This is a genomic window from Spinactinospora alkalitolerans (genome assembly GCF_013408795.1).
GTDB classification, from domain to species: Bacteria; Actinomycetota; Actinomycetes; order Streptosporangiales; family Streptosporangiaceae; genus Spinactinospora; species Spinactinospora alkalitolerans.
In genome coordinates this window covers 2849293-2873807 of the sequence record NZ_JACCCC010000001.1, presented here as the reverse complement: position 1 = coordinate 2873807, position 24515 = coordinate 2849293, and the positions used below count along the sequence as shown (strand labels likewise).

At 73.1% G+C, this 24515-nt stretch carries 17 protein-coding genes and 1 pseudogene; 12 read left to right on the top strand and 6 right to left on the bottom strand.

What is annotated here, in order from left to right; translation table 11 throughout:
* The first annotated feature begins 31 nt into the window (after positions 1-31).
* Positions 32-1711, top strand: coding sequence for an FUSC family protein (locus HDA32_RS12660; protein WP_312863160.1), 1680 nt, complete (start codon positions 32-34; stop codon positions 1709-1711).
* A gap of 21 nt (positions 1712-1732) precedes the next feature.
* Here the strand turns inward: HDA32_RS12660 and HDA32_RS12655 are convergent, their stop codons facing one another.
* Together HDA32_RS12655 and HDA32_RS12650 are read right to left on the bottom strand one after the other, a co-directional pair.
* Complete coding sequence (locus tag HDA32_RS12655) at positions 1733-2323, bottom strand: DUF1877 family protein (protein ID WP_179643374.1); 591 nt, start codon at positions 2321-2323, stop codon at positions 1733-1735.
* Positions 2324-2444: 121 nt separating this feature from the next.
* Complete coding sequence (locus tag HDA32_RS12650; RefSeq protein WP_179643373.1) at positions 2445-3758, bottom strand: lytic polysaccharide monooxygenase; 1314 nt, start codon at positions 3756-3758, stop codon at positions 2445-2447.
* Between the two features lie 310 nt (positions 3759-4068).
* Here HDA32_RS12650 and HDA32_RS12645 point away from each other — a divergent pair, with 310 nt between their 5' ends.
* The 10 genes from HDA32_RS12645 (at position 4069) to HDA32_RS12600 (ending at position 13970) form a co-directional block, all read left to right on the top strand.
* Complete coding sequence (locus HDA32_RS12645) at positions 4069-4374, top strand: type II toxin-antitoxin system prevent-host-death family antitoxin (protein ID WP_179643372.1); 306 nt, start codon at positions 4069-4071, stop codon at positions 4372-4374.
* The gene (locus tag HDA32_RS12640) at positions 4371-4637 is read left to right on the top strand and encodes a type II toxin-antitoxin system RelE family toxin (protein ID WP_179643371.1); all 267 of its coding nucleotides are present in this window, start codon (positions 4371-4373) and stop codon (positions 4635-4637) included. The genes HDA32_RS12645 and HDA32_RS12640 overlap by 4 nt, the downstream gene beginning before the upstream one ends.
* Positions 4638-4764: 127 nt before the next feature.
* Positions 4765-5454 carry a metal-dependent transcriptional regulator gene (locus tag HDA32_RS12635; RefSeq protein ID WP_179643370.1) on the top strand — a complete coding sequence of 230 codons (690 nt, stop codon included), beginning with the start codon at positions 4765-4767 and terminating at the stop codon, positions 5452-5454.
* A 79-nt stretch (positions 5455-5533) separates the two neighbouring features.
* Positions 5534-6484, top strand: a complete 951-nt coding sequence (locus HDA32_RS12630) for a metal ABC transporter substrate-binding protein (RefSeq protein WP_179643369.1) — start codon at positions 5534-5536, stop codon at positions 6482-6484.
* The gene (locus HDA32_RS12625) at positions 6481-7224 is read left to right on the top strand and encodes a metal ABC transporter ATP-binding protein (protein ID WP_179643368.1); all 744 of its coding nucleotides are present in this window, start codon (positions 6481-6483) and stop codon (positions 7222-7224) included. The genes HDA32_RS12630 and HDA32_RS12625 overlap by 4 nt, the downstream gene beginning before the upstream one ends.
* The gene (locus HDA32_RS12620) at positions 7224-8114 is read left to right on the top strand and encodes a metal ABC transporter permease (protein ID WP_179643367.1); all 891 of its coding nucleotides are present in this window, start codon (positions 7224-7226) and stop codon (positions 8112-8114) included. The genes HDA32_RS12625 and HDA32_RS12620 overlap by 1 nt, the downstream gene beginning before the upstream one ends.
* 185 nt (positions 8115-8299) lie before the next feature.
* Complete coding sequence (locus HDA32_RS12615) at positions 8300-8839, top strand: GNAT family N-acetyltransferase (protein WP_246334319.1); 540 nt, start codon at positions 8300-8302, stop codon at positions 8837-8839.
* 231 nt (positions 8840-9070) lie between these two features.
* Positions 9071-10456, top strand: coding sequence for an MFS transporter (locus HDA32_RS12610; RefSeq protein WP_179643366.1), 1386 nt, complete (start codon positions 9071-9073; stop codon positions 10454-10456).
* Positions 10453-12540 carry a molybdopterin oxidoreductase family protein gene (locus HDA32_RS12605; protein ID WP_179643365.1) on the top strand — a complete coding sequence of 696 codons (2088 nt, stop codon included), beginning with the start codon at positions 10453-10455 and terminating at the stop codon, positions 12538-12540. The genes HDA32_RS12610 and HDA32_RS12605 overlap by 4 nt, the downstream gene beginning before the upstream one ends.
* On the top strand, positions 12537-13970 hold the full coding sequence (locus tag HDA32_RS12600; protein WP_179643364.1) for an FAD-dependent oxidoreductase: 1434 nt from the start codon (positions 12537-12539) through the stop codon (positions 13968-13970). Before HDA32_RS12605 ends, HDA32_RS12600 begins: the two co-directional genes overlap by 4 nt.
* A 228-nt stretch (positions 13971-14198) precedes the next feature.
* On the opposite strand, the gene HDA32_RS12595 is transcribed toward HDA32_RS12600, so the two are convergent.
* Together HDA32_RS12595 and HDA32_RS12590 are read right to left on the bottom strand one after the other, a co-directional pair.
* Positions 14199-19721 carry a DUF4132 domain-containing protein gene (locus HDA32_RS12595; RefSeq protein WP_179643363.1) on the bottom strand — a complete coding sequence of 1841 codons (5523 nt, stop codon included), beginning with the start codon at positions 19719-19721 and terminating at the stop codon, positions 14199-14201.
* Between the two features lie 447 nt (positions 19722-20168).
* On the bottom strand, positions 20169-20624 hold the full coding sequence (locus HDA32_RS12590; protein WP_246334915.1) for an SDR family NAD(P)-dependent oxidoreductase: 456 nt from the start codon (positions 20622-20624) through the stop codon (positions 20169-20171).
* On the opposite strand from HDA32_RS12590, the pseudogene HDA32_RS31765 reads away from it, so the two are divergent.
* Positions 20601-20807 (top strand): annotated as a pseudogene (locus HDA32_RS31765) (TetR/AcrR family transcriptional regulator C-terminal ligand-binding domain-containing protein); the annotation flags it as partial. The gene HDA32_RS12590 and the pseudogene HDA32_RS31765 overlap by 24 nt on opposite strands.
* A 184-nt stretch (positions 20808-20991) precedes the next feature.
* Here the strand turns inward: HDA32_RS31765 and HDA32_RS12580 are convergent.
* Together HDA32_RS12580 and HDA32_RS31760 are read right to left on the bottom strand one after the other, a co-directional pair.
* A complete protein-coding gene (locus tag HDA32_RS12580) occupies positions 20992-22233 on the bottom strand; it encodes an MFS transporter (protein WP_179643362.1) in 1242 nt (413 codons plus the stop codon).
* 597 nt (positions 22234-22830) lie between these two features.
* Complete coding sequence (locus tag HDA32_RS31760) at positions 22831-24231, bottom strand: SLC13 family permease (RefSeq protein WP_179643361.1); 1401 nt, start codon at positions 24229-24231, stop codon at positions 22831-22833.
* Positions 24232-24515 lie beyond the last annotated feature (284 nt).

The following is a 24515-nucleotide window of genomic DNA, read 5'->3' as shown; positions in this document are numbered from 1 at the left end:
CACTTGTAAAATACATTAGAATAATTTACTTGTGAACGACTTAGTGTTGAAGCGCCACGGCCCCCTGTTCCTCCTCCTGCGGGTCCTGAGCCCGCGCGACGCCCTGCGGCTGCGCGCGCTCTTCGGCGGCGTCGCCGTCCCGTCCCTGCGCATCGGGGTGTGCGTGACGATCCCGTTGGTGGCGCTGCTCACGCTGGACCGCGTCGACCTCATCCCCTACGCCGCGTTCGGTTCGTTCACCGCACTGTACTGTCGCAACGATCCCTACGCCCGCCGTGCCCGGCTGCTCGCCCTGGTCGGCGCAGGCCTGGTGCTGTGCGTCCTCACCGGGGCGCTCACCTCGCTGCTCACCGACAGCGGAGTCGTCAAGGTCATCGCCGTCGCGGCGGTCGCGGCGGCCGCGAAGCTCGTCGCCGACGCCCGTGCGCTCGGACCGCCGGGCGGACTGATGTTCGTGTTCGCCGCCGGCGCCGCGGCCTATGCTCCGCAGGCCTGGTCGACGCTGCCGTGGGTGGCCGCCTCGACAGCGTCCGCGGCGCTGCTGTGCTGGTGCGTCGCACTGCTGGGCCGGTTGGCGCACCGCACCGCGCCGCAGCGCCTGGCGACCGCCCGCGCACTCGTCGCGGTCGCGGCGTTCCTCACCGCGGAGGGGGCGGCGCTGCCCGCCGCGCGCCACCAGGCCCACCTGGAGGTGCGGCGCTCCTGGCAGGCGCTGCAGGACGGTTCGGTCACCGCCGGATCGGAGGCGGTCCACAGGCTGGAGGCGCTCACCGCGCGCGCCGAGTCCCTGCTGCACGCGCCGGGCACGCCGCCGACCAACGCCAGGACAGCCGCCGGACTGCGCGAGCTCGCCCGCCGGACGCGGCTGCGCCGGCTGCCGGACGTGCTCAGCACCGATTCCGAACGCGCCGAACCGCGTTCGCGCGCGGAGCAGGTCCGCGGCGCCGCATCGACGGACCGCCCCCTGGCGCCGCGCGCCGGGCTGCGCCGCCTCTCGCCTCTCCTCCCCGGCGCCGCGCGGGTGGGCGTCGCCTGCCTGCTCGCCGGGCTGACCGGCATCGCACTGGGATTCGACCACGCCTACTGGGCGCTCGTCTCGGCCGGCGCCGTACTGCAGACGGTGAACGTGACCACGACATGGCACCGCACGCTCCAGCGGGCAGCCGGCACCCTCCTCGGCGCCGGCCTGGCCATCGCGCTCTTCGGCCTCGATCCCGCGCCCGCGGTGATCCTCGTGGTGATCGTGGCCTGCCAGATCGGCGCGGAGCTGGTCGTCATGGTCAACTACGCGTTCGCGATCGTGTTCGTCACCCCGCTGACGCTCGCCCTCACCCATCTGACGCATCCGGCGCCGACCGACGCGGTGGTGGCCGAGCGGGTGGCCGCGACCCTGATCGGCGCGCTGATCGGGGTGGTCGTCAGCATCGCCGTGGTCAATGGCGGCGCCCTCCCGCGGCTGCGCGCGGCGCTGCAGTCCTGCATGGAGGCGGAGGCACGGCTGCGCCGGGTGCGGGAGGAGTCCCCGGAGGAGGTGCCCGCCGCCCGCGACCGGCTCGCCCACGCGGTGGTCGCGCTGCGCGAGGCCTACTCCGTGGCCGGCGGCGAACCGTGGACGAACGGGTTCTCCACCGAGGAGGTCATGGACGCCGAGCAGGCCGCCTACGCCGCGCTGACGGCGGCGTCCCGGCGGGAAACCGCACCCGCCGGCTGATCGCGTACTGCGCGGAGGGAGCTACATTATGTTCTTGATGACGGTGTCGCCCCCGGCCGCCGCCCGTGCGTAGAAGTCGCGGAGCAGGTCGAAATCGCGGGCGAGGGAGCCGTTCTGGACCATGTCGCCCTCGGCGTCCGGTCGGCCCGGCTCCGCGGTGGTGCCGAAGGAGTACGGCCCTACTTCGCGCAGCAGCGGGTGGCGCTCCCGGATCAGGGCGTCCCGGTCGACGGCCTGCAGATGGGCGTGCACGGCGCGCACCTCGTCGGGCGTCAGCAGCAGAGGGGTCTTCAGCCGGGCGGCGCCGCCGTCGGGGCTGAGGACGAGACCCCCCATGACCACGTCGCGGGCGGGGGCCTCGCCGGTCGGCACCATGTCGTCGTCGGTGTTCTCGCAGCCGGTCAGCAGCACGTGCAGGGCGTCCCAGGTACGGGCGGTCCACACCTCCTCCAGGACCTGCAGCGCTGCGGAGGGGTCCTGCTCCGGCTCGTCCGGCATGTCCCACCACGCCTGCAGCAGTCGGTCACGTCCGGCTCGCACCCCGTCCGGATGGTCCAGCAGGGCCAGCACCTGTTCTTGGTCGTGCCGGGTGAGCCACATCCAGAATCCCATGCCGCCCGATCCTAGGATCGGGCCGCGGCGGCGGCACCTTCTTTTCCTTCACGGGAGGGGCGGCGGAGGAGGGGGCGAGGGGTCCCCCTCCTCCGCCGCCGGGGCGGGAAGCGGTGCGGGGTCAGCCGGTGGAGCAGGCGGTGCCGTTGAGCGTGAACTCCGTCGGCGCCTGCGTGGCCGACGGCGCCTCGGCGTTGAACCCGAAGCTCACCGATCCGTGGTGCGGGATGGTGGCGTTCCAGGAGGCGTTGCTCGCCGTCACCGTCGCCGCGGACTGGCTGACCTCGGCGGACCAGCCGTTGGTGACAGCCTCGCCGTTGGTGAAGTCCCACTCCAGGGTCCAGCCCTCGATGGGGGTCATGGTGTCGTTGGAGACGGTGACCTCGCCGGTGAACCCGCCGTGCCAGGAGCTCGGCGTGGCGTAGGTGACCGTGCAGGAGGTGTCCTCGGGCTCGCCGGTGGTGAAGGCGGTGGCCGGGGACGGGTCGGAGGTGTTGCCTGCGGCGTCGCGGGCGACCGCGTAGACCTCGTACCCGGTCTGCGGGGACAGGCCGGTGAGGGTGGCGCCGGCGCGGCTGGTCGTCGCGAGCACCTCGTCGGTCCCGGCGTCGTGGACGGTGTAGCCGGTCACCCCGGTGTCGTCGCTCGAGGCGTCCCAACCGAGCCGGGCGGAGGTGCCGGTCACCCCGTCGACCTCGGGTGCGCCGGGGGCCGTGGGGGCCTGCTCGTCCGGTTCGCCGCCTCCACCGGGCGCGTCGCCCTCGAAGACGACGTCGGAGCAGTTGTAGAAGGCCTCGGGGCTGTCGGAGCGCTGCCAGATCGAGTAGATGATGTGCCGACCGCTCTTCTCCGGCAGCGTCGCGTCCCAGTAGTACTCGTCGCCTTCGGGGCCGCCCCCGCGGATCGGCGGGTCGGTCACCTGGTCGAAGGGCGCGGGTTCCAGGTCGTCCCAGCCCAGCGGCTCGTCGGGGTTCCAGCCGTCCTTGGTGATGTACTGCGACCAGGTGCCCGGGTGCCGCGCCCAGGCGTTGTACCGGAAGGTGATCTCGCCTCCGGAGCGCAGGGTGGTCGTGGGCCAGTCGTCGCCGACCGCGTTGAAGGCGTCGAAGGGGTCGGTCGGGCCGCACAGCTCGCCGTCGGCGATGATCTCCTGGTGCCGCCCGCCCGCGTCGCTGATCAGGTTGCCGAACCAGTTGTAGAAGGGGTAGTTGCCGCCCTCCTCCAGGGCCTGCGCGCAGGCGGGGTTGGTCGGCTGGACGTTGCCGCCCTCGCCTCCCTCGATGCCGTCGACGTAGCAGGCGTAGGTGCGCGTGGCCGGATAGGTCAGCCCGCCGTGCGCTTCGGCGCGGTCGGCGGGCAGCGCGACGGCCGCCGCGGCCGCGAGCCCGGCGCAGGCGCCCAGCGCGGCCGTTCTGCTCAGTGTCCTCATCCTCATGGGAACTCCTCGGGGTGAGCCGTTACGGCTGCTCTGCTCGTGGGGGAAGCCCGCGGGGCGCGCTCCGTGGCGGGCGCGCGGCCGGATGGCCGTTGCGGGCCGGGACCGACGTGGGTTCCTCCTCGCGCGGGACACTGTTTGGGAGCGCTCCCAAAAAGGAGAGTGGTTCAGATCACACCACTTGTCAACACAAGGCAACAGAGGACTAACCCAGAGGAGACATCAACCCGGCCCGCAAGTCGCTCAGCGGATCGACTCCGTTCCACTCAAAAACTATCCGTTCAAGACGTACATGTTGTACGTTGATTCCATGACTGCTGAACCGATCGGTCCGTCCGAAGGCGATGGGCGGACGAGTGAGAGAGAGTGGGCGTTGACGGATGCCAGGGGAAGGCTTCCGGAACTCGTCGACGACGTTCGTGATGGAGACATTCTCTTCTTGACCCGATACGGACGCCGAGTAGCCGCGCTCGTGCCGCCGGACGTCGCGGAGAACTACGAACGGATGGAGGACGCCTACTGGGGGCGCAGGGCAACAGAGGCCCTTGAGAGGAACGAGCCCGCTGTTCCCTGGGACGAGGCAGTGGCCGAACTCGAAAGGGACGCCCGGCAGTGAGCCGATACCGTCTTCAGGTCGACCGAGACGCACTGCGGACATTGGCGAAACTGGACAAACCCATACGGCGGCGCGTGCAGACCGCCATTGACCGGCTCGCCGAGGATCCCCGGCCGCAGGGAACCCGTGCCCTGGCCGGGTTCCCAGGACTGCTGCGCATTCGCGTCGGCGATTACCGTGTCATCTACACCGTTCGCGACGAGGAACTCCTTGTTCTGGTGGTGGACATCGGCCACTGGGGGGAGATCTATCGAGGCATGTAGTGGTGCATCCCCGATGCCGCTACCGATTCTCCCGCCCTTGCCCCGCGAGGCACCGACGGGCCGATCAGACGTTGAAGCATCTCCGCCGAATCAGCGCCGGTCAGCCGGTCGCGGTAGCGTATCGGGCATGGGGACTGAATCCGGCCGGCCATCCACGTCGGTCGAGGACTACGTGAAGGTCGTTTACGACCTTCAGGAGCGCGGTTCGGGACCGGTGACCATCTCGCGGGTGGCCGAGCGGCTGTCGGTGTCCAACTCCTCGGTCTCGGGCATGCTGCGCAAGCTGAGCGAGCTGGGTCTGGTCGAGCACCAGCGCTACGGCGACGTCCGGCTCACCGACACCGGCGACAAGCTCGCGCTCGCGGTGCTGCGCCGGCACCGCCTCATCGAGCTGTACCTGGTCGAGGCCCTGGGCTACTCCTGGGACGAGGTCCACGACGAGGCCGAGATCCTGGAGCACGTCGTCTCCGACCAGTTCGTCGACCGGATCGCCGAGCACCTCGGCCACCCCACCGTCGATCCGCACGGCGACCCCATCCCGTCCCGCGACGGCGAGATCCTGGAGCGCGACACCCGCCTGCTGTCCCACCTCGACACCGGGACCACCGGCGTGATCGTGCGGGTCAACGACTCCGACCCCGATCTGCTGCGCTACCTCGCCGACCAGGAGGTCGGCATCGGGATGCGCGTCGAGCTCGTGGAGCGCCAGCCCTTCGGCGGTCCGCTCATCATCCGGCTCGGCGCCCCGGAGGCGCAGCGCGAGCAGTCGCTGGGCCTGGTGGCCGCCGACGCGCTGTGGATCGCCCCCGCGGTCTGACGCCCGTCCCGCCCACTCCGGCCGACACGGGGCGCCGGAACCGATCGAGTGCCAAGAGTCGTGTGATAAGAAGTTAGGCGTGCCGAACATCAAAGATTGGCCGACCTTCGCCCGGTTCCTGCCGATCACCGCCCTCTCGGCAGCGGTCCTGGCCGCACCGGCCTGCTCCAACGTCTCCTCCTCGGTCGCCGACGACGGCCGCCCAACGGTCCTGACCACGTTCACCGTGCTCGCCGACATGGCGCGCAACGTCGCGGGCGACGCCGTGCGGGTGGAGTCCATCACCCGTGTCGGCGCCGAGATCCACGAGTACGAACCGACACCCGACGACCTCGTGCGCGGCCAGGGCGCCGACCTGGTCCTGAACAACGGACTCGGCCTGGAGCGCTGGTTCGAGCAGTTCACCGAACGCGTCGAGGCTCCCGATGCCGTGCTCAGCGACGGGGTCGAGACCATCCCCATCTCCTCGGGCTCCTACCAAGGAGAGGCCAATCCACACGCCTGGATGTCGCCGGAGAACGCGCTGGTCTACGTCGACAACATCCGCGACGCGCTGACCGAGCTCGATCCCGGCAACGCCGAGACCTACGCCGCCAACGCCGAGGACTACAAGGCCGAGATCACCGAGATCGACGACTTCCTCCGCGCCGAGCTGGCCACGCTGCCCGAGGAGCACCGGGCGCTGGTGACCTGCGAGGGCGCCTTCTCCTACCTCGCGCGCGACGCCGGCCTGCGCGAGGCCTACCTGTGGCCGGTCAACGCCGACTCCGAGGGCACTCCGCAGCAGATCGCCTCGGTGGTGGAGTTCGTCGAGGCCAACGACGTGCCCGCGGTCTTCTGCGAGAGCACCGTCAACGACGGCGCGCAGCGCCAGGTCGCGAGCGAGACCGGTGCGGCCATGGGTGACCCGCTCTACGTCGATTCGCTGTCGGAGGCCGACGGGCCCGTACCGACCTACCTGGACCTGCTGCGCCACGACGCCGAGGCGATCGTTACAGGCCTGGGCGCCGGGGCAGGGGAGGGCGCATGAATTCTCCCGCGGTGTCAGTGGAGGACGTCACCGTCCGCTACGGCGACGTCCTGGCGCTGGAGGGCGTGAGCCTGACGGTGCCGCCGGGCCGCATCTGCGGCCTGCTCGGCACCAACGGCTCGGGCAAGTCCACCCTGTTCAAGACGGTGGTCGGCACGATCACCCCCGAACGCGGCCGGGTGCGCCTGCACGGATCGACGCCGGCACAGGCGCGCAGGCGCGGTCTGATCGGCTACGTCCCGCAGTCCGAGCAGGTCGACTGGGCGTTTCCGGTGCGGGTGGTCGACGTGGTGATGATGGGCCGCTACGGCCACATGGGCATCACCCGGCGTCCCCGCAGGGCCGACCGCGAGGCCGTCGCCGAAGCGCTGGAGCGCACCCACCTCACCGAACTGGCGCACCGCCAGATCGGTGCGCTCTCCGGCGGCCAGCGCAAACGCGCGTTCGTGGCGCGCGGCATCGCCCAGGGCGCGAGCGTCTTCCTCCTCGACGAGCCGTTCGCGGGCGTGGACAAGCGCTCGGAGGCGACCATCGCCGATGTGCTGCGCTCCATGCGCGACGAGGGGCACGCACTGCTGGTCTCCACCCACGACCTGGCGAGCGTGCCGGGGCTGTGCGACGAGGCGGTGCTGCTGCAGCGGCGCGTGGTGGCCAACGGCGCGCCGGACGAGGTACTGACGCCGGAACGGCTGTTCGAGGCGTTCGGCATCGACATCCGGCCGGCGGGGGAGGCGGCGTGATGGGCGCGCTCGTGGAGTGGTTCACCGTCCCCTTCCAGTTCGACTTCATGCAGCGGGCGCTGCTGGTCAGCGTGGTGGTCGGCGCGGTGTGCGCGGTGCTGTCGTGCTGGATGACGCTGATCGGCTGGTCGCTGCTCGGCGACGCCGTCTCGCACGCGGTGCTGCCCGGCGTGGTGCTGTCCTACCTGCTCGGGGTGCCGTTCGCGGCGGGCGCTCTGGTGTTCGGCGCGGGCTCGGTCGCGCTGATCGGCGTGGTCAACCGCACCTCGCGGGTCAAGGAGGATGCGGCGATCGGGATCGTGTTCACCACGATGTTCGGCATCGGCGTGGTGCTGATCTCCAAGATCCCCAGCCAGACCGACCTGATGCACATCCTCTTCGGCAACGTGCTGGGCGTCTCCGACTCCGAGATCACGCAGATCCTGCTGATGGCGGCGGTGACGCTGGCCGCGGCCGCGCTCAAGCACCGCGACCTGACCCTGTTCGCCTTCGATCCCACCCACGCCCACGCCATCGGCCTGAGCCCGCGCCGACTGGAGGCGCTGCTGCTGGGACTGCTGTCGGTGACGGTGGTCATCGCTCTGCAGGCCGTGGGCATCATCCTGGTGGTGGCCATGGTGATCATCCCCGGCGCGACCGCCTACCTGCTCACCGACCGCTTCGAGCGGATGCTGGTGATCTCGGTGGCGGTGTCGGTGGCGGCCTCGGTCCTGGGCACCTACGCCAGCTTCCACCTCGACCTCGCCACCGGCGGCGCGATCGTGGTCGCCCAGGCGATCGCCTTCGCCCTGGCCTACCTGTTCTCCCCGACCCAGGGAGTGGTGCTGCGCCGCCGCCCGGCTCGGCGCTCCCCGTCAGAGCCCGAGAACGCACACGTCAGAGAAGCTTGACGGGCTCCGATGCGGAGAGACCCGCCTGCGTCAGGATCGAGGCCGTCGTTCCGCGAGGAACGTCCCGACCCCACGCATCGGTACGACGACCTGCCGACCGTCGGAATGAACGAGCTCGACGTGGCTTCCTCTGGTCGACACAGAGAAGCTTGCCCCGGCCCGACCCGTGTTCCATCCTGGCCGGTATGGCCATGCGACCGCGGGGCGGCAGGTATTCGGCGAAGGTGGTGGCGGAGCCCGTCCGCACCGAGCGGCTCGTACTGGAGCCGCTGCGGGTCGAGCACGCGGAGGAGATGGCGCGGGCGCTGTCCGACCCGGCGCTCTACACCCACATCGGGGGCGCCCCGCCGAGCCCGGCAGGGCTGCGCTCGCGCTACGAGCGGCTGGTCGCCGGCTCCGGGGAGCCGGGCGTGTCCTGGTGCAACTGGGTGATCCGCGACGGCGCGGGCACGGCGGTGGGCACCGTGCAGGCCACCATCGGCCCCATTCCCGGCGGCCTCGGCGCGGTCATCGCCTGGATGGTGGGCACGCCCTGGCAGCGGCGCGGGACCGCGACCGAGGCCGTGCGCGCCCTCATCGACTGGCTGCACGAGCGCGGTGTGCACCCGGTGACCGCGCACATCCACCCCGACAACACCGCCTCCGCCGCGCTGGCGCGCGCCTGCGGGCTGCACCGGACCGATCGGTGGGCCGACGGCGAACTGGTGTGGACGGAGGCCCCCTGACCCCTGCCCCGCCCGGATGAGACCGATGCCACTCTGGCCGGGTGCCGGTGCGCCGGAACACCGGACGAACCCGTAGAAGTCCACAGCTCAGCGCCTTTGCCCCGGATCTCACCGCGAGCGGCCGCGACGCGTGAGGGAGTTGTTTCCTCCGTGTTACAGCAGGTCACATGGTGGCAATGGCCGCTTCCTAGCCTCATCGGCACAACCCCGCCGAGCGTGGAAGGCTGGAACGTGGCCGCCGATACCCCGATATCCCCCCGACGTTCAGGGGGGCGCTGGATCTCCCATTGGGACCCCGAGAACGAGACGTTCTGGCGCGAGCAGGGCAGCCGGACCGCCAACCGCAACCTGTGGTCGTCGATCTTCGCCGAGCACCTGGGCTTCTCCGTCTGGAGCCTGTGGTCGGTGCTCGTGCTGTTCATGACGCCCGAAACCGGATTCTCCTTCTCGCCCGAGCAGAAGTTCCTGCTGGTGTCCGTGGTCGCCTTCGTCGGCGCCGTGCTGCGGATCCCCTACACGCTGGCCGTGCCCAGGTTCGGCGGCCGCGACTGGACCCTGGTCTCGGTGGTCGCGCTGCTGGTCCCGACGGTGCTGGCGGTACTGCTGATCCAGCGGCCGGAGACGCCCTACTGGCTGTTTCTGGTCCTGGCCGCGACCGCCGGCCTGGGCGGGGGGAACTTCTCCTCCTCGATGTCCAACATCAACTTCTTCTTCCCCGAGCGCAGCAAGGGCTGGGCGCTGGGCCTCAACGCCGGCGGCGGCAACATCGGCGTCGCCACGGTGCAGCTCGTCGGCCTCGCCGTGATCGCGGTGTTCACCGTCGGCAACGGGCACTTCGTGCCACTGGTCTACCTGCCGCTGCTGCTGCTGGCCGCCTGGGTCGCCTGGCGGCACATGGACAACCTCGCCGGCGCCCGCGCCGACGTGGGCGCCCAGCTCGCCGCGGTCAAGGACAGGCACGCCTGGATCATGTCGTTCCTCTACATCGGCACGTTCGGCTCCTTCATCGGTTTCGGGTTCGCCTTCGGCCTGCTGCTGCAGAACCAGTTCGACCGCACGCCGATGGAGGCCGCCTCGGTGACGTTCATCGGCCCGGCGCTGGGCTCGCTCGTGCGTCCCGTCGGCGGATGGCTGTCCGACCGCTTCGGCGGCGGCCGCATCACCCTGTGGAACTTCGCCGCCATGGTCGTCGGCACCGGCGTGATCATCCTGGCGGTGGGCCGGGACTCGCTCGCGCTGTTCCTCGCGGCGTTCGCGGTGCTGTTCGTCCTCACCGGCATCGGCAACGGCTCCACCTACAAGATGATCCCGGCGATCTACTCGGCCAGGGCCGAGGACATGATCGCCGCGGGCACCCCGCGCGCGAGGGCTCTGGCCGAGACCAAGCGGCTCGCCGGCGCGCTGCTGGGGCTCGTCGGCGCGGTCGGCGCGCTCGGCGGCGTCGGCATCAACCTCGTCTTCCGCGAGTCCTTCGCCGCCGCCGGCTCGGCGACGCCGGCGTTCGTCGCCTTCCTTGTCTTCTACGCGGTGTGTATCGCGGTGACCTGTCTGGTCTATCTGCGCCGTCCTGTCAGCGCGGCCGGGCGGCCCGCCGGGCAGAGCAGCGGGGTGTCATGACCGCCACGCACTGCCCGTACTGCGCCCTGCAGTGCACCATGCGCCTGGAGCCGGGCGCTGATGGCCGGCCGGCCGCCCGCCCGGCGCCGTTTCCGGCCAGCCGGGGAGGGCTGTGCCGCAAGGGCTGGTCGGCGGCCGAGCTGCTCACGGTCTCCGACCGGCTCACCGCCCCGCTGATGCGGCCGCGCCGCGGCGCGGCGCTGGAGCCGGTGGGCTGGGAGGTGGCGCTGGATTGTGTGGCCGGGCGGCTGCGCGGGCTGCGCACCGAGTGCGGCCCTGATTCGGTGGCGGTGTTCGGCGGCGGCGGGCTGACCAACGAGAAAAGCTACCTGCTGGGCAAGTTCGCCCGCCTGGCGCTGGGCACCTCCCAGATCGACTACAACGGCCGGTTCTGCATGTCCTCGGCCGCGGCGGCGGGCCTGCGCGCCTTCGGCCTGGACCGCGGACTGCCGTTCCCGGTCGCCGACCTGGCCGAGGCGGAGGTGATCCTGCTGGCCGGCGCCAACGTCGCCGAGACCATGCCGCCACTGATGGGGCACCTGTCCGGCGCACGGCTGATCGTGGTCGACCCCCGGCGCAGCGCGACCGCGGAGCGGGCCGTGGCGGGCGGCGGCCTGCACCTGGCCCCGCGGCCGGGCACCGACACCGCGCTGGCCCTGGGCCTGCTGCACGCCGTGCGGGCCCAGGGGCTGGCCGACGCCGGCTACATCGCCGAGCGCACGGCCGGATTCGAGCAGGCGTGGGCGCACGCGGCGGCGTGGTGGCCCGAGCAGGCCGAGCGGCACACCGGCGTGCCGGCGGGCGACATCCGCGCCGCGGCGCAGATGCTGGGGGCTGCCTCGGGCGCCTACATGCTGACCGGGCGCGGCACCGAGCAGCACGCCAAGGGCACCGACACCGTCTCGGCCTGGATCAACCTGGCGCTGGCGCTGGGCCTGCCGGGCCGGCGCGGTTCCGGCTACGGCTGCCTGACCGGCCAGGGCAACGGCCAGGGCGGGCGCGAGCACGGGCAGAAGGCCGACCAGTTGCCCGGCTACCGCCGGATCGACGACCCGGACGCGCGCGCCCACGTCGCCGGCGTGTGGGGGGTGGAGGCCGAGGCGCTGCCGGGGCCCGGGCGCAGCGCGTTCGAGCTGCTGGACTCCCTGGGGGCCGAGGGCGGGGCGCGCGCGCTGCTGCTGTTCGGGTCCAACCCGGTGGTCTCAGCCCCGCAGGCCGATCGTGTCCGAAACCGGCTCGAAGGACTGGATCTGCTGGTCGTCGCCGACTTCGTGCTGTCCGAAACCGCGGCGATGGCCGATGTGGTCTTTCCGGTCACCCAGTGGGCCGAGGAGGAGGGCACCATGACCAACCTGGAGGGCCGGGTGCTGCGGCGGCGCCGCGCGACCCAGGCGCCGCCGGGGGTGCGCACCGACCTGGAGGTCGTGTCCGGCCTGGCCGTCCGCCTGGGCCGGTCGGCCGCGGAGTTCCCGACCGAGGCCGATGCCGTGCTGGCCGAGTTGGGCGCGGCCTCGGCCGGCGGAGCCGCCGACTACTCCGGGGTGACGCCCGAGCGGCTGGAGGCCGGCGAGGCGCTGCACTGGCCGGTGCCCGCCGGCGGCGCGGCCACCCCGCGGATGTTTCTGGAGGCCTTCGCCCACCCCGACGGGCGCGCCCGCTTCGCCGCGGTGGCCCACCGCGGCCCGGCCGAGACCACCAACGCCGAGTACCCGCTACTGGCCACCACCGGGCGGCTGCTCGCCCACTACCAGTCGGGCGCCCAGACCCGCCGGATCGGCGAGCTGGCCCGGGCCGAACCCGAATCCTACGTGGAGGTCCACCCCGACACCGCCGCCCGCAGCGGGCTGGCCGAAGGGGCGTGGGCCCGGGTGGTCTCCCGGCGCGGCGCGGCACTGGCCCGCGTACGGCTGCGCTGCGACGCCCGCACCGACACCGTGTTCCTGCCGTTCCACTTCGCCGGCGCCCAGCGCGCCAACCTGATCACCAACCCCGCGCTGGACCCCATCAGCCGAATGCCCGAGTTCAAGGTGAGCGCCGTCCGGCTGGAGCCGGCCACCGACGCCGACCAAGGAGAACACCCGTGACACAGCAGCCCCGGCACGTCGCCGTCATCGGCCACGGCATGGTGGGGGCGCGCTTCGTCGAAGAGGTGGCCCGCCGCGACCCCGACGGCCGACGCGTCCGGCTCACCGTGGTCGGCGCCGAGGCCGAGCGCCCCTACAACCGCATCCTGCTGCCCGAGGTGGTCACCGGGCGCCTGGACCTGGACGATCTGGCCCTGCCCGAAGCGGACTCCGCGGCCGTCACCGTCCGCCGGGGCGTGGCGGCCACCGCCGTCGATCCGGCGGCGCGACGCGTCGCCCTGGACGACGGGACCGGGCTGGACTACGACGAGCTGGTGCTGGCCACCGGGGCCCGCGCCGCCTTCCCCCCGGTCGCCGGGCTGTCGGAGGACGACGGCGCGCCGGCGCCGGGGGTGACCGCGCTGCGCGGTGTCGAGGACTGCCGGCGGCTGATGTCGCTGGTGCGCCCCGGAGCGCCCGCCGTGGTGCTGGGCGGGGGCGTGCTCGGCCTGGAGGCCGCCCGCGCCCTGAGCGAGGGAGGCGTGCGAGTGTCGGTGGTGGAGTCCTCCCCGTGGCTGATGCGCCGCCAGATCGACCAGGCGGCGGCCTCGATCCTGAGCGAACGCCTCACCGCCATCGGCATCGCCGTGCACTCCTGGCGGGTCGCGGCGCGCTGGCTGCCCGGCACCGGCCTGGAGCTGGACGACGGCCGGGTCCTGGCCGGCGACGCCCTCATCGTCACCGCCGGGGTGCGCGCCCGCACCGAGCTGGCCGCCGGGGCCGGGCTCGCCGTGGAGCACGGCGTCGTCGTCGACGACGCGCTCACCACCGCCGACCCGCGTATCCACGCCATCGGCGACTGCGCCCAGCACGCCCGGGGCGGCGCCGGACTGGTGCAACCCGGCTGGGAGCAGGCCGCGGTACTGGCCGACCTGCTCACCGGCACCGCACCAGGCGCGCGCTACCGGGGCGTGCGCCCGGTGACCCGGCTCAAGGCCGAGGGCATCGAGCTGGCCTCGCTCGGCGACGCCGACGCCGACGGCACCGCCGAGACCGTCACCGTCTCCGACCCGCACGGCGGCCGCTACGCCAAGCTGTCGGTACGCGGCGACCGCGTCGTCGGCGCCATCCTGCTCGGCTTCCCCGACTCCGCCGCCACCATCGCCCAGCTCTACGACCAGGACGCGCCGGTACCCTCCGACCGGCTCGCCCTACTGCTCGGCGCCGCCCGGCCCGAGCCGCGGATCGCCGACCAGGCCGGCCCGGCGCTGGTGTGCCGGTGCAACGGTGTGAGCCGGGAACAACTGGAGGAGGCCTGGCTCGACGGCGCCCGCACCCGCCAGACCCTCGCCGAGCAGACCCGCGCCACGACCGGCTGCGGCGGCTGCGTCCGCGACGTCAACGCCCTACTGGCCGGCTGGAACAACGAGAGACCCGCCCCCGCCAGGTGATTCTCTTGCCGACCTCGACGTTGGGTTTCAACCTCGGCCCCGGGACGGAGTGGGCGCGCGGGCGGGCCCCCTCCACCTCGACCCCAGGGGGCCGTGAAGGCTGGCCCCAGGAGGGACGGCGTGCACCGTCGCCCGGCCACCCCGGGTTTGCGTCCTTGGGCTGAGGTTCACGGCCCCCAGTGGCCGAGGTCAAAACTCAAGGTCGAGATCGGCGCAGACCGGAAGGGGTCACGGCCGCGAGTCGCGCCAGGCCGCGGTGAAGACGTCGGTCAGCGGCACGGCCGGGACGTGGACGAGCATCCCGGGGCCGCCGCCCGGGGTGCGCGTGAGCTTGTCGACCTCGACCCCGACGGAGCTGTACCCGTGCTCCCGCCACGGCCCCGGGGCGAACAGCGTCCGCGCCGCACCCTTCCTGGTGCCGGTCACCACGAGCTTGGTGGCGGCCAGCTCGGCCGCCGCCGCGGCGCGCCGCTCCTCGTCCCAGCCGTTCCAGCGCCGGACGTTGGCGTCGTCGGGGTCGGGCAAGGCGATGACCTGCAGATACAGCCGGGCGGCGTCCTCGCTGAGACCGTGGGCGGCCGAGGCCTCCGCCACCAGGCGGGGGACCGAGTGAAGCGGATCCTGGCGGGGGCCGTCCACGGATTCGAGGTCGTCGGCCATGCGCGCGCTCGCCTCGGAGAGCAGGAAGGCCACGTCGGTGAGCACCCCGGGCGCGGCGACCGGGGTGCGACGCCGGTCGGAGCGGGGCTGTGAACGGGTGAACTCCTCGGTGAGGCGCCCCAGCAGCGGGTCGGCGGGCCCGTCCAGCCACGCGGGGCGCAGCCACAGGACGTAGTCCTGGCCGCCCGGAACCAGCACCAGGGCGCCGCCGACCGCCAGTTCCCCATCGGCCAGGTGCGTCGCCACGGCCCCCGCGACCTTCTCCATCGCGGCCACGCGCACTCCGCCGCGGACCCGCACACGCGTGGCCGGGTCGGCGCACGCGGCGCGCAGGGCGCGCAGCCTCTCGGCGGCGACCGGACCGGCGGGGTGCCCCGGCGGCAGCAGGTAGGCCGGCCCCGCGGCGGCGGAGCGGGCGCCCTCGACGCGGAGGGCCCGGGCCTGCGTGGCCAGCAGGTCGAGCAGCGCCTCGGGGTGGGGGAGGTCGCCGTAGAAGTGGTGGCCGACGATCCCGGTCCACACCTCGTCGGGCACGGGGGCGATCCGCGGGTGCCGCCGCAGCCAGTGGGCGGCGGCGCGGGCGGCGTCGGGCCCCTGGCTCCACAGTTGCTCCGGGTCCTCCGGCACGAGCGCCTCGATCAGCTCGTCGGGCTCAGCTCCTCCGGTGGTCCGGCTGAGAAAGCGCGCCGCGGCCCAGACGTTGCGCTCGGTCAGGCCGAGGGCGGCGAAGTGCGCCCGGTCGGCGTTCCACACCTCCGTGGTGTTCCTCGACCAGCCGCCGTCGGAGCCGGTGAACGGCGACAGCAGTACCGCGGCCTGCGCGACGGAGACCCCCGTGGCCTCGGCGAACGCCATGACCGCAGCCTCCCTGCCCCGGGCGGCGCCGCGCCGTTCGCACAGGTCGGCGACGGCGTCCAGCCGCCGCGCGTCACCCCAGCCCCGGCAGGTGCGGGCCTCCAGCACCGACTCCGACGCAAGAACGTTGTCGCCCAGCGGCCGCGGCGAATGGTAGAGCAGCGCGACCCAGTAGCGCGAGACGGCTTCCGCGCTGTACCCGCTCCCCAGGCAGAGGGTGGAGTAGGTCCGCCCGGGGGAGCGGACCTCGCCGCGTTCGCCCGACCTCCCGGCCTGCCGCACCCGGTGCCAGGAGCCTCCGGTGTCGATCAGCTCCGGGACCGCGGCGAGGTCGCGCAGCAGCTCCGAGCGCCTCTCGCGCCATGCGTCGTCGGTGCTCCAGGCGGCGCGCAGCGCGGCCCGGCCCAGGCGGCCCAGGCTCTCCCTCAGGTCCTGGATGTGGCCGCTGTCGAACACGGCCACCGGATCGTTGAGGCGGTGCGGGTGCGCCGCCGCGGCCTTCGCGGTGGCGGCGACGCTCGCATAGAGCGCGGCCCGTTCGGAACGCAGCCCCTCCGCGGCCGGGACGGCCCCGGAGGGCGCGGGCGGCAGTGGAGCCGGCTGCACGCTCCCGGAGCTCTCGGCCGGTGTGCTCTCGGCGTGCGGCGCCGCCTCCGGCGCCCGGTCGAGGTGGGCGGGCGGGTCCAGGCGCAGCCGCTCGGCGAGTGCGAAGACCCGCTCCCTGCACTCCACCGCCGTCCACACCATCGCGGTGACGCCGAACCACAGCCGCCTGTCGGTGATCTCGGGCAGCAGCGGGCGCAGGCGCCCGATGAGCTCGGCGAAGCAGGCGTCGAGTTCGGGCAGGCGGTAGCGGGGCGGGCGGGCGTCGGTCAGCTCCACGATCCTGGCGCCCAGTCCGGCGTCGACGGCGGCCAGCAGCCGCCGCGCGTCGGCGTCGCCGATGCGGCGCAGCGCGCGGGATCCGGCCTCGTCGCGCGCCCGCATGCGCCCCCACCAGCCTGGCGGCGCCACGAGTTCGGTGCCGGCGGCATAGCGGTGGTTCAGCAGCGCGGCGGTGATGGCTCCGCTCCGGCCGGGCAGCCAGCTCGCCCCCATCACGTAGCGGCCCACCGCGCGGCCGTCGGCGCCGCGCAGCTCCACGGTCCGCCCGGGCAGGCGGTGCACCGTCGCGTCGCCGTCGGCGCCGGGCAGGCGCACCGCCTCCTCCTCGGCGCCGGCGCGGGGCGTGAGCGCCTCGGGGTGCCGGGTGAACCCGGCGGGCAGGTCCTCGACGTGCGGGCAGTGCGGTCCCCCGTGGGCGGTGGCGAGGACGTCGTCGCCGATGACCACGTAGCAGTCCTGGTTCTGCCGCGGCCCGCCGAAGGGATCGGGCAGTTCGCGCCGCGGCCCCGTGCGGTCGGGGCGGACGGCCGCGGCCCAGGCCCTGCGGGAACGGTGGGAAGAGGAGGCGGGGTGGGCGATGATCAGATCGCCCCCGCTCTCCAGCAGGTTGCACCGGTTCAGCGGGCCGGTGAAGTCGGCGAACGCGGGCAGTTCCAGCTCGTCCAGGACGCCTGAGCGCAGCACGGCCGCCAGCGCCGCAGCGGGGTCGGCGCCGACGACGATCGCGCGCACGGCTTCGGCGCCGGCCTTGGGCGGGCCCGCCAGGGTGAACCGCTCGGTGTCGCGCAGCGCCGGGTACAGGTCGGGCAGCGCGGCGCCGGGGACGAGGCGGGCGTGCTCGGCCAGGGCGTCGGCCACGGCCCCGGCCGTTCCCGGCGCGGTGGTCAGCCGCTTGGCCGCCTTGGCCGTCGCGGGGAAGCCGCCGGGGTTGTCGGCGTGGGCTTCGTCGCTGCTTCGATTGCCGCTGGGGCGGCCCAGGCCGAGCAGGTTCGAGCGCTCGCCCAGGACGTCGCGGCGCAGTGCCGGTCCCCACTGCGGGTGGGCGGCCACGGCCGCCAGGTCCGTCCCCTTGCCCTTGGCCGTCCAGTGGGTGAGGCCGAGGTCGGCGTCGCTCCCGGGAGAGTCGACGGGGACGCCGCAGGCCAGTGCGAGGTCGAACAGGGCGTGGTCGGGGGCCTCGCCCATGGAGCGGCGGTCGCGGAACAGGATGCGGTGCAGGTCGCAGGTCAATCCGTCGGCCCGCAGCCGTTCGCCCGCGTCGCCCAGCACCTCGGCCAGGCCCTCGACCGGCAGCGCCAGCCCCTGGTACAGCTCGAGCGCCCCCTCCAGCCAGCGCCGCACGTCCTCGCCGGTGAGCTCGGGCGTGCCGGTGAAGGGCGCGCGCCCTCCGGCGCCGGCCAGGTTGGCCACGAGGACGGCGGCGGCCGCGGACCTGGCCTTGGCGGAGTCGCGGGCGGGTTCGGGCAGCAGCCGGACGAGGGCGGCGCGCACGGCGCGGTCCTCGGCCGCCAGCCGGTGCAGCAGGGGGGACAGGGAGTCCCACGTGGTCCACGGGACTCCCGCGAGGGTGCCGTTGGCCAGCATCGCCCGCGCGGCGCGCTCGTCGGCGGCGCGCTCGTGCGGGTCGGCGGAGCCGCCCGGTTCGTGCCCGGCCGCCGCGGCCAGCTTCACCAGCCCCTGCGCCAGAACGGGAGCGGCGCGGCGACCGGCCTCGCACCACTCGGTGACGAGGCGGCGCTGCCAGTGGTGGGCCTGCGCCGCGGGCAGCCGGTCCGCCAACGCGGCCGCGTGCGTCTTCAGGCTGCCCGGCAGCGCGTTGCCGACGGCGATGTCGCGGTAGGCGGTCACGACCGCGGCCTCGTCGACGGGGAAGGCCGCAGCCTGCTCGGCCTGCGTCCTGCGCGCCAGCTCGAAGAACCCCACCGAGTAGGTGTTGCTGCCCACCTCGGCCATGATGCGCGAGCACTCGTCGTAGAACACCGGCAGCAGCTCGGCCGCAGGGCCGGTGAGGTCGGCGGCGATCCGGTTGAGCGCGTCGCGGGCGCGGCCCGGCTTGGTCTGGGCGAGCTTGGCGTTGGCGCGCAGGCCCGGCAGCAGCACCGTGACCCGGTCACTGAGGGCGGGGTGGCGGTTGAGGGCGAGGGCGAGGAAGCCGAGCGGCCGGGCCCGTACCGTGCCGAGGTCGGTCTCGGCGGCCGCGTGAGTGGGGGTGAGTCCCAGCAGCGCCAGCGCCGTCCGCTGCCCCGCCACGGCGGCGCGCGCGGTGGTCTCGACGACCGGGCCCTCCAGCGCCGGGCTCTCGTAGCAGCACGCCACCAAGGTGTCCTCGGTCTCGGCGGCGGGTGGGCCGGCCAGCACGGCGCCGGCGCGCAGCAGCGCCTCGCGCGAGCGCGGCGGGCGGGCTGCGGGTGCGGCCGGAGCCGCGGAGGGCTCGGCGGCGCGCAGGTGCCCGGCGCAGAAGCGTTCGTAGGCCGCGGCCGGGGCGGGCTCGCCGTCCTCGCCGGCCGTGCGGTTGGCGTAGAGCGTCGCCGCGATCCGCACGCCCTCCGACCACGCGATGTCGCCGATGGCGGTCCCCGGCCGCGACCAGGTGAGGGAGGTGAAGTAGGTCGAGGCCTCCGGGCCCTGCCAGCGCAGGCCGAGCTTGACCGGGACCGGCTCGTCGTCGTAGCAGCGGAAGTAGGCGGTCTCGCCGCGGATCCGGCCGCCCAGCGCGATGACCTGCTTCTCGAACTGCGAGCCCCGCTCGTACTCGGTGAAGGAGAACGCGTCGATCGCGTTGACCTGCGGGTCCATGCTCTCGGGGCGCCGCCACACCTCGCGCAGGAGCTGCGGGACGGGCTGGGCGAGGCCGAGGGAGACCGCGAGTTCGCGCCAGTCGGCGAGGTCGTCGCCGAGCAGCACCGGGTGCGGAACGGCGAACGCGTCGGCCTCCGGCCAGACGGTCTCGCCGTCGAGGTCGACCACGCCGACCCCGCGCTCGCCGTCCACCGCGCGCAGCAGGCCGCAGCGGGCGAGGTCGGGCGCGCCCCCGTCGCCGATGGACGCGACGACGAGGTCGGTGAGCGCGCGCCGCCACGCCGCGTCGGGCCACACCGCGCGCAGCAGGGCGAGCGGAACGGGCAGCGATCGCAGCATCCACGCCTCGACCTCGGCCCGGACGGAGGTCTCGTGCTCACCCAGCCAGGCGCGCAGCTCGTTCAGCCGTGCCACGTCCGGGTCCTTCTTCAGCTTGGTCGGCACCCGCGCCAGCCGTTTGCCCTTGGCGTTGCGGGCGGCGAGGGAGACCGTCCCGTCGCCGCCGTCGCACAGCGCCACCTCGTAGCCGTCCGCGACCGTGATCCAGCCCATCCGCGTCCCCGTTCCACCGAGTCGTCAACAACAGACGCGATCTTGGACTCCGGTGCGGACAATTCGGTTGCGGCGATTCGCGACGCGTTCGGCGGGGCGGTGGCGGGCGGGCCGGGGATTCGCCGCTGTGGTCCTGGCGGCATGGCCGGTGTCCGGCGACCGGGTCCGTACAGGGGGTCGGCTGTCGCGGTGCGCGCAAGCCGCCGGCGGCACAGCGGATCCGAGCCTTGAAAGTCCCACCCCGCCCCGCCCCGCGAATGCGGCGGTCAGAGCCCGATGAGCGCCCCACCTCCGCGGAACACGCATCGAACCGACGACCCGGCACACCAAGGGCGCACGCCCGGACGACCGCGAGGCCGTCCTCGTAGACGTGGTGCCGGATGATGAGCCCGTCCTCGACGGTGAGGTGCAGCGCGAAAACGCGGGGTCCGGGGCGGCGGGGCGGGTTCAGTCGGCGGCGCGGCTCAGGTGCTCCCACTTCGCCTGCTCCTCGGCGCGCGCCCGGTCCAGCTCGCGCACCTGGTCGTAGGCGACGCCGCCGAGGATCACCCGCCGGGGCGGCCCGGCCATGTCGACCACCTCCATCACCACCGGGGCGGCCCTGTGCGGGTCGGCGTCGTAGGAGGCGCTCCACATCTCGGCCAGCCGGGCGCGCAGCGGGGCGTAGGCCGCGTTCTCGTCGGTGACGGTGGTGCCCTGTGTGAACAGGCCGGTCTCGTAGCCGCCGGGCTGGACGACCGTGACCGCGATACCGAAGGGGTCGACCTCCATGGCCAGGGACTCGCTCATCGCGTCGAGCGCGGCCTTGCCCGCGCCGTAGAGGCCCACGGAGGCGACGCCCCCGCTCGAGCCCGTGGCCATCGACGTCACCTGCAGGATGTGTCCCGAGCCCTGCTCGCGCAGGTGCGGGACGACGGCCTGGACCCCCCACAGCGCACCGAGGAGGTTAACGACCCCGCGCTGGCGACCGCCTACCTGGAGAAGGTGGCCGGCCCGGTGGAGGAGGCCAAGAAGGAGCGGCTGCGCAGCGCCCAGCGCGCCGGGCAGATCGCCGCCGACGCCGACCTCGACCTCCTCCTCGACCTGCTCTACGCCCCCCTCTACCGGCGCTGGCTGCTGCGCTCGGGCCCCTCACCCCCGACTACGCCGACAGCCTGGTCGAGGCGGCGCTGCGGGTCTTCGCCCCCGCGGAGTGAGCCCGACCCGCGCAAGGACGCGCGGGGGGCCGGGGCGACACGTCCGCCCCGGCCCCCGCGGGCCAGGCGCCGCGCTACTCGGCGGCGGATCCCGAGTCGGCCCGGACGCGGGAGTCCGGGGCGTCGCCGACCCTCGCCTCCGCACCCGCGGACGCGGCGGCGGGCCCGGAGGCGCCCCTGCGCTCCAGCAGGCCCGAGGCGAGCGCGAGCCCGAGTCCGATGACGGCCAGGCCCGCGCCCAGCAGGTTCGGCGCCGTGTACCCGTAGCCAGCGGCGATCACCAGACCGCCCAACCAGGCGCCCGCTGCGTTGGCGATGTTGAGCGCCGAGTGGTTCAGCGCCGCCGCCAGGGACGGCGCGTCCCTGGCCGCGTCCATGAGCCGCATCTGCAGCGACGGAATCAGCGCGCTGCCGACGAACCCGAGCAGGAAGACCATCGCCACGGCCGCGACCTTGAACGGGGCCAGGAAGTGCAGCAGCACCAGGACCACCGCGATACCGGCCATGCCCGCGTACATCGTGGGCATCAGCGCGCGGTCGGCGGCGCGCCCACCCACGAGGTTGCCCACGGTCATGCCGATGCCGTAGACCGCGAGCACCAGCGTCACCGCGGTGGGGGTGAACCCGGCGATGTCGGTCATCATCGGTGAGATGTAACTGTAGGAGGCGAACATCCCGCCGAAGCCGACCGCGCCCACCAGCAGCGCCAGCCACACCTGGACGCGGGTCAGCGCCCCCAGTTCGGAGCGGACCGAGGTCCCCGCCCGCGGCTTCTGCCGCGGCACCCACAGGGCGAGCGCGATCAGCGTCAGCACGCCGACCGCCGTGACGATCCAGAACGTGCTGCGCCAGCCGAGCTGCTGGGAGGCCAGCGTCGACAGCGGCACCCCGACGACGTTGGCGACGGTCAGGCCGGCGATCATCATCGAGACCGCCTGCGCCCGCTTGGTCACCGGAACCAGCGACGCAGCCACGACCGAGCCGACGCCGAAGAATGTGCCGTGCGGCAGCGCCGTCAGGAAGCGGGAGACCAGCAGGAAGCCGAAGTTCGGCGCGAGCGCTGAAGCGAGGTTGCCCAGGGTGAACATCGCCATCAGCCCGATGAGCAGGTGCTTGCGGTCCACGCGCGCGCCGAGGGAGACCAGGATCGGGGCGCCGATGACCACGCCGAGCGCGTATCCGGAGATCATGTAGCCCGTTGTGGGGATCGAGATGCCGAACGCCTCGGAGACGTCGGGCAGGATCCCCATCGCCATGAATTCGGTCGTCCCGATGCCGAATCCACCGATGGCCAGGGCGAGCAGGGCAATGGGCACGAGGGCTCCTCGGACGGATCAACGGCAAGGACACGCGCGAGCGGGGTCCGCGCGGCGGGGACAGTGGACGCCAACACCACGATGTCGGTGTTTCCTTCCCGATGAGGTGCTCTCCCACTGTGAAAGTCCTCTCGTGCGCGCCGTCACCCCGCTCGCCCGCGGGACCGGGCGCGTCGGGGGCCGCTGTTAGGCTCTCCGGCCATGGCGCGCTCCGGTTCCCTGCTCGACCTCCTCAGGGGCGATCCGCACTTGGCCGATCCGGCCGCAGGAGATAGAACTCCCGGACCCGGTGGGTGTTCTCGCCGATCGCCGCACACGGGCGTCCCCGATCATCGCGCGCAACGGCTCAAGATCGTCCAACGGGGCCTGCGGGTCCAAGGCCGTCGAGTACGGGGATGGAGCCGTGAATGAGAATCCTGCGAGAGACACCGAGTACAGTCCTCGCCCCGGAGGACGCCGAGCGCTTTCGCGCGAACACCGTGATCGCGATCGGCGCCTTCGCGACCGTCCCCCTGGCCGGATTCCTCCTGGCGGCGCCGGGGGCGAAGCGGGATCCGCCCCGCTCCGCGCAGAGGCCGGAGCAGGGCGGGGAAGCGGTCAGAGCCAACCGGGGACGACGAGCACGCTCCAGGTGACCAGGGGCGCGACGACGATCATGCTCATGCCCCACCCCATCAGGTGGCGGAACGCCCGATTGCGGTCTTCCTCCGGTGCGTTGGCCACGACGAGCGCCCCGCTGGTGGAGAACGGCGAGGAGTCGACCACCGACGAGGAGATCGCCAGGGCGGTGATCATCCCGATGGCGCCGACCTCGCCGCCCAGCAGGAACGGCACGGCCAGGGGGATGAGCGCCCCGAGGATGCCCGTGGTGGAGGCGAACGCCGACACGGCGCCCCCGATCAGGCAGATCAGCACGGCGGCCAGGAGCGGGACGCCGATCGCGGCGACGCGGTCGCCGAGGTAGTCCACGGTGCCCATGCGTTCCATGAGGCTGACGTAGGTCACGATCCCGCAGATGAGCAGCACGGTCGGCCAGGCGATCTGGTTGACCGCGCCCTTGGAGCTCTTCGGTGAGAGCAGGGTCAGGGCCACGGCGACGGTGATGGCCATGAGGCCCACGTCGAGGCCGAACGCCAGCGCTCCGACCGCCAGGACGATGATGCCCAGCACGGTCAGTCCGCGCTCCGGTGTCAGGGTGATCGCCGATCCGCCCGTTTCGACCGGTTCCGCCGGATCGGGCGCGGTCGCGACCGCGGTCCCCGGTTCCGGGCGGGCGACGAAGGCCCCGCCGCTTTGGGCGTCCAGCCGGTCGGCCCGCGAGGAGGCGGGGGTCTTCGGCCGCCCCGCCGCCGCGGGCGGGTCGTCGGAGGCGGCGCCGCCGTTGCCGCGCCGCCCGATCAGGGAGCGCCCGCCGAAGAGGAAGAAGACGACGAGGCTCAGCAGCACGTTGAAGACGAAGGAGCCGGCGAAGAGCAGTCCGGGTGAGCCTTCGAGCCCGTTGCGGGCGACGACCCCGTTGGTGATGCCGCCGAAGATGCTCATCGGGGAGAAGCCGCCGGCGCTGGCCCCGTTGATGATCATGAGCCCCATGAGGACGGGGTTGATGCGGTAGCGCACCGCGAAGCCCATGCCCACGGGGGCGATGATGGCGACGGCCGCGGGCACGACGGCGCCCACAGCCGTGATGAGCGCGGTGACCAGGAACATCACCCAGGGGATCAGTGCGATGCGGCCGCGCACGGCGCTGACCGAGACGTGGACCAGCCAGTCGACCGTTCCGTTGTTCTTGGCCAGGGCGAACAGGTAGGTGACCCCGGCCAGGATGACGAAGAGGTCTCCGGGGAAGCCGCCGAAGATCTCGTCCGGGGTCTCACCCACCACGGCTGTGCCCACGACGAAGGCCGCGACGAGGGCGAGGGCTCCCATGTGGGCGGAGGTGAGCGTGGCGATGAGGAAGACGACGACGAGGACGAGGATGGAGATGATCTCTACGGACACGAGGCCCCCTGGACGCGCGCTGTGCGGCGGACATTCGGGTACGAGATCGAACCGGTCGTGGAGCGCAGGGCTGGGCGGGTCGTCGACACGATCACTATCGCGACATTATTCCGCAATACGGAATAATGGTTCTATTATCCAAAAGTATGTTCTTCGTCTCATCTCGCGTCAACCCCTATCGAGGCATTGACATCGGACCATTCGCCCTTTATGTCGCTCGGGGGTTGTGGGTGCGCGAGGGCAACTCCTAGAATCCGTTTACCGGTATCAGGATTTCGCCATAC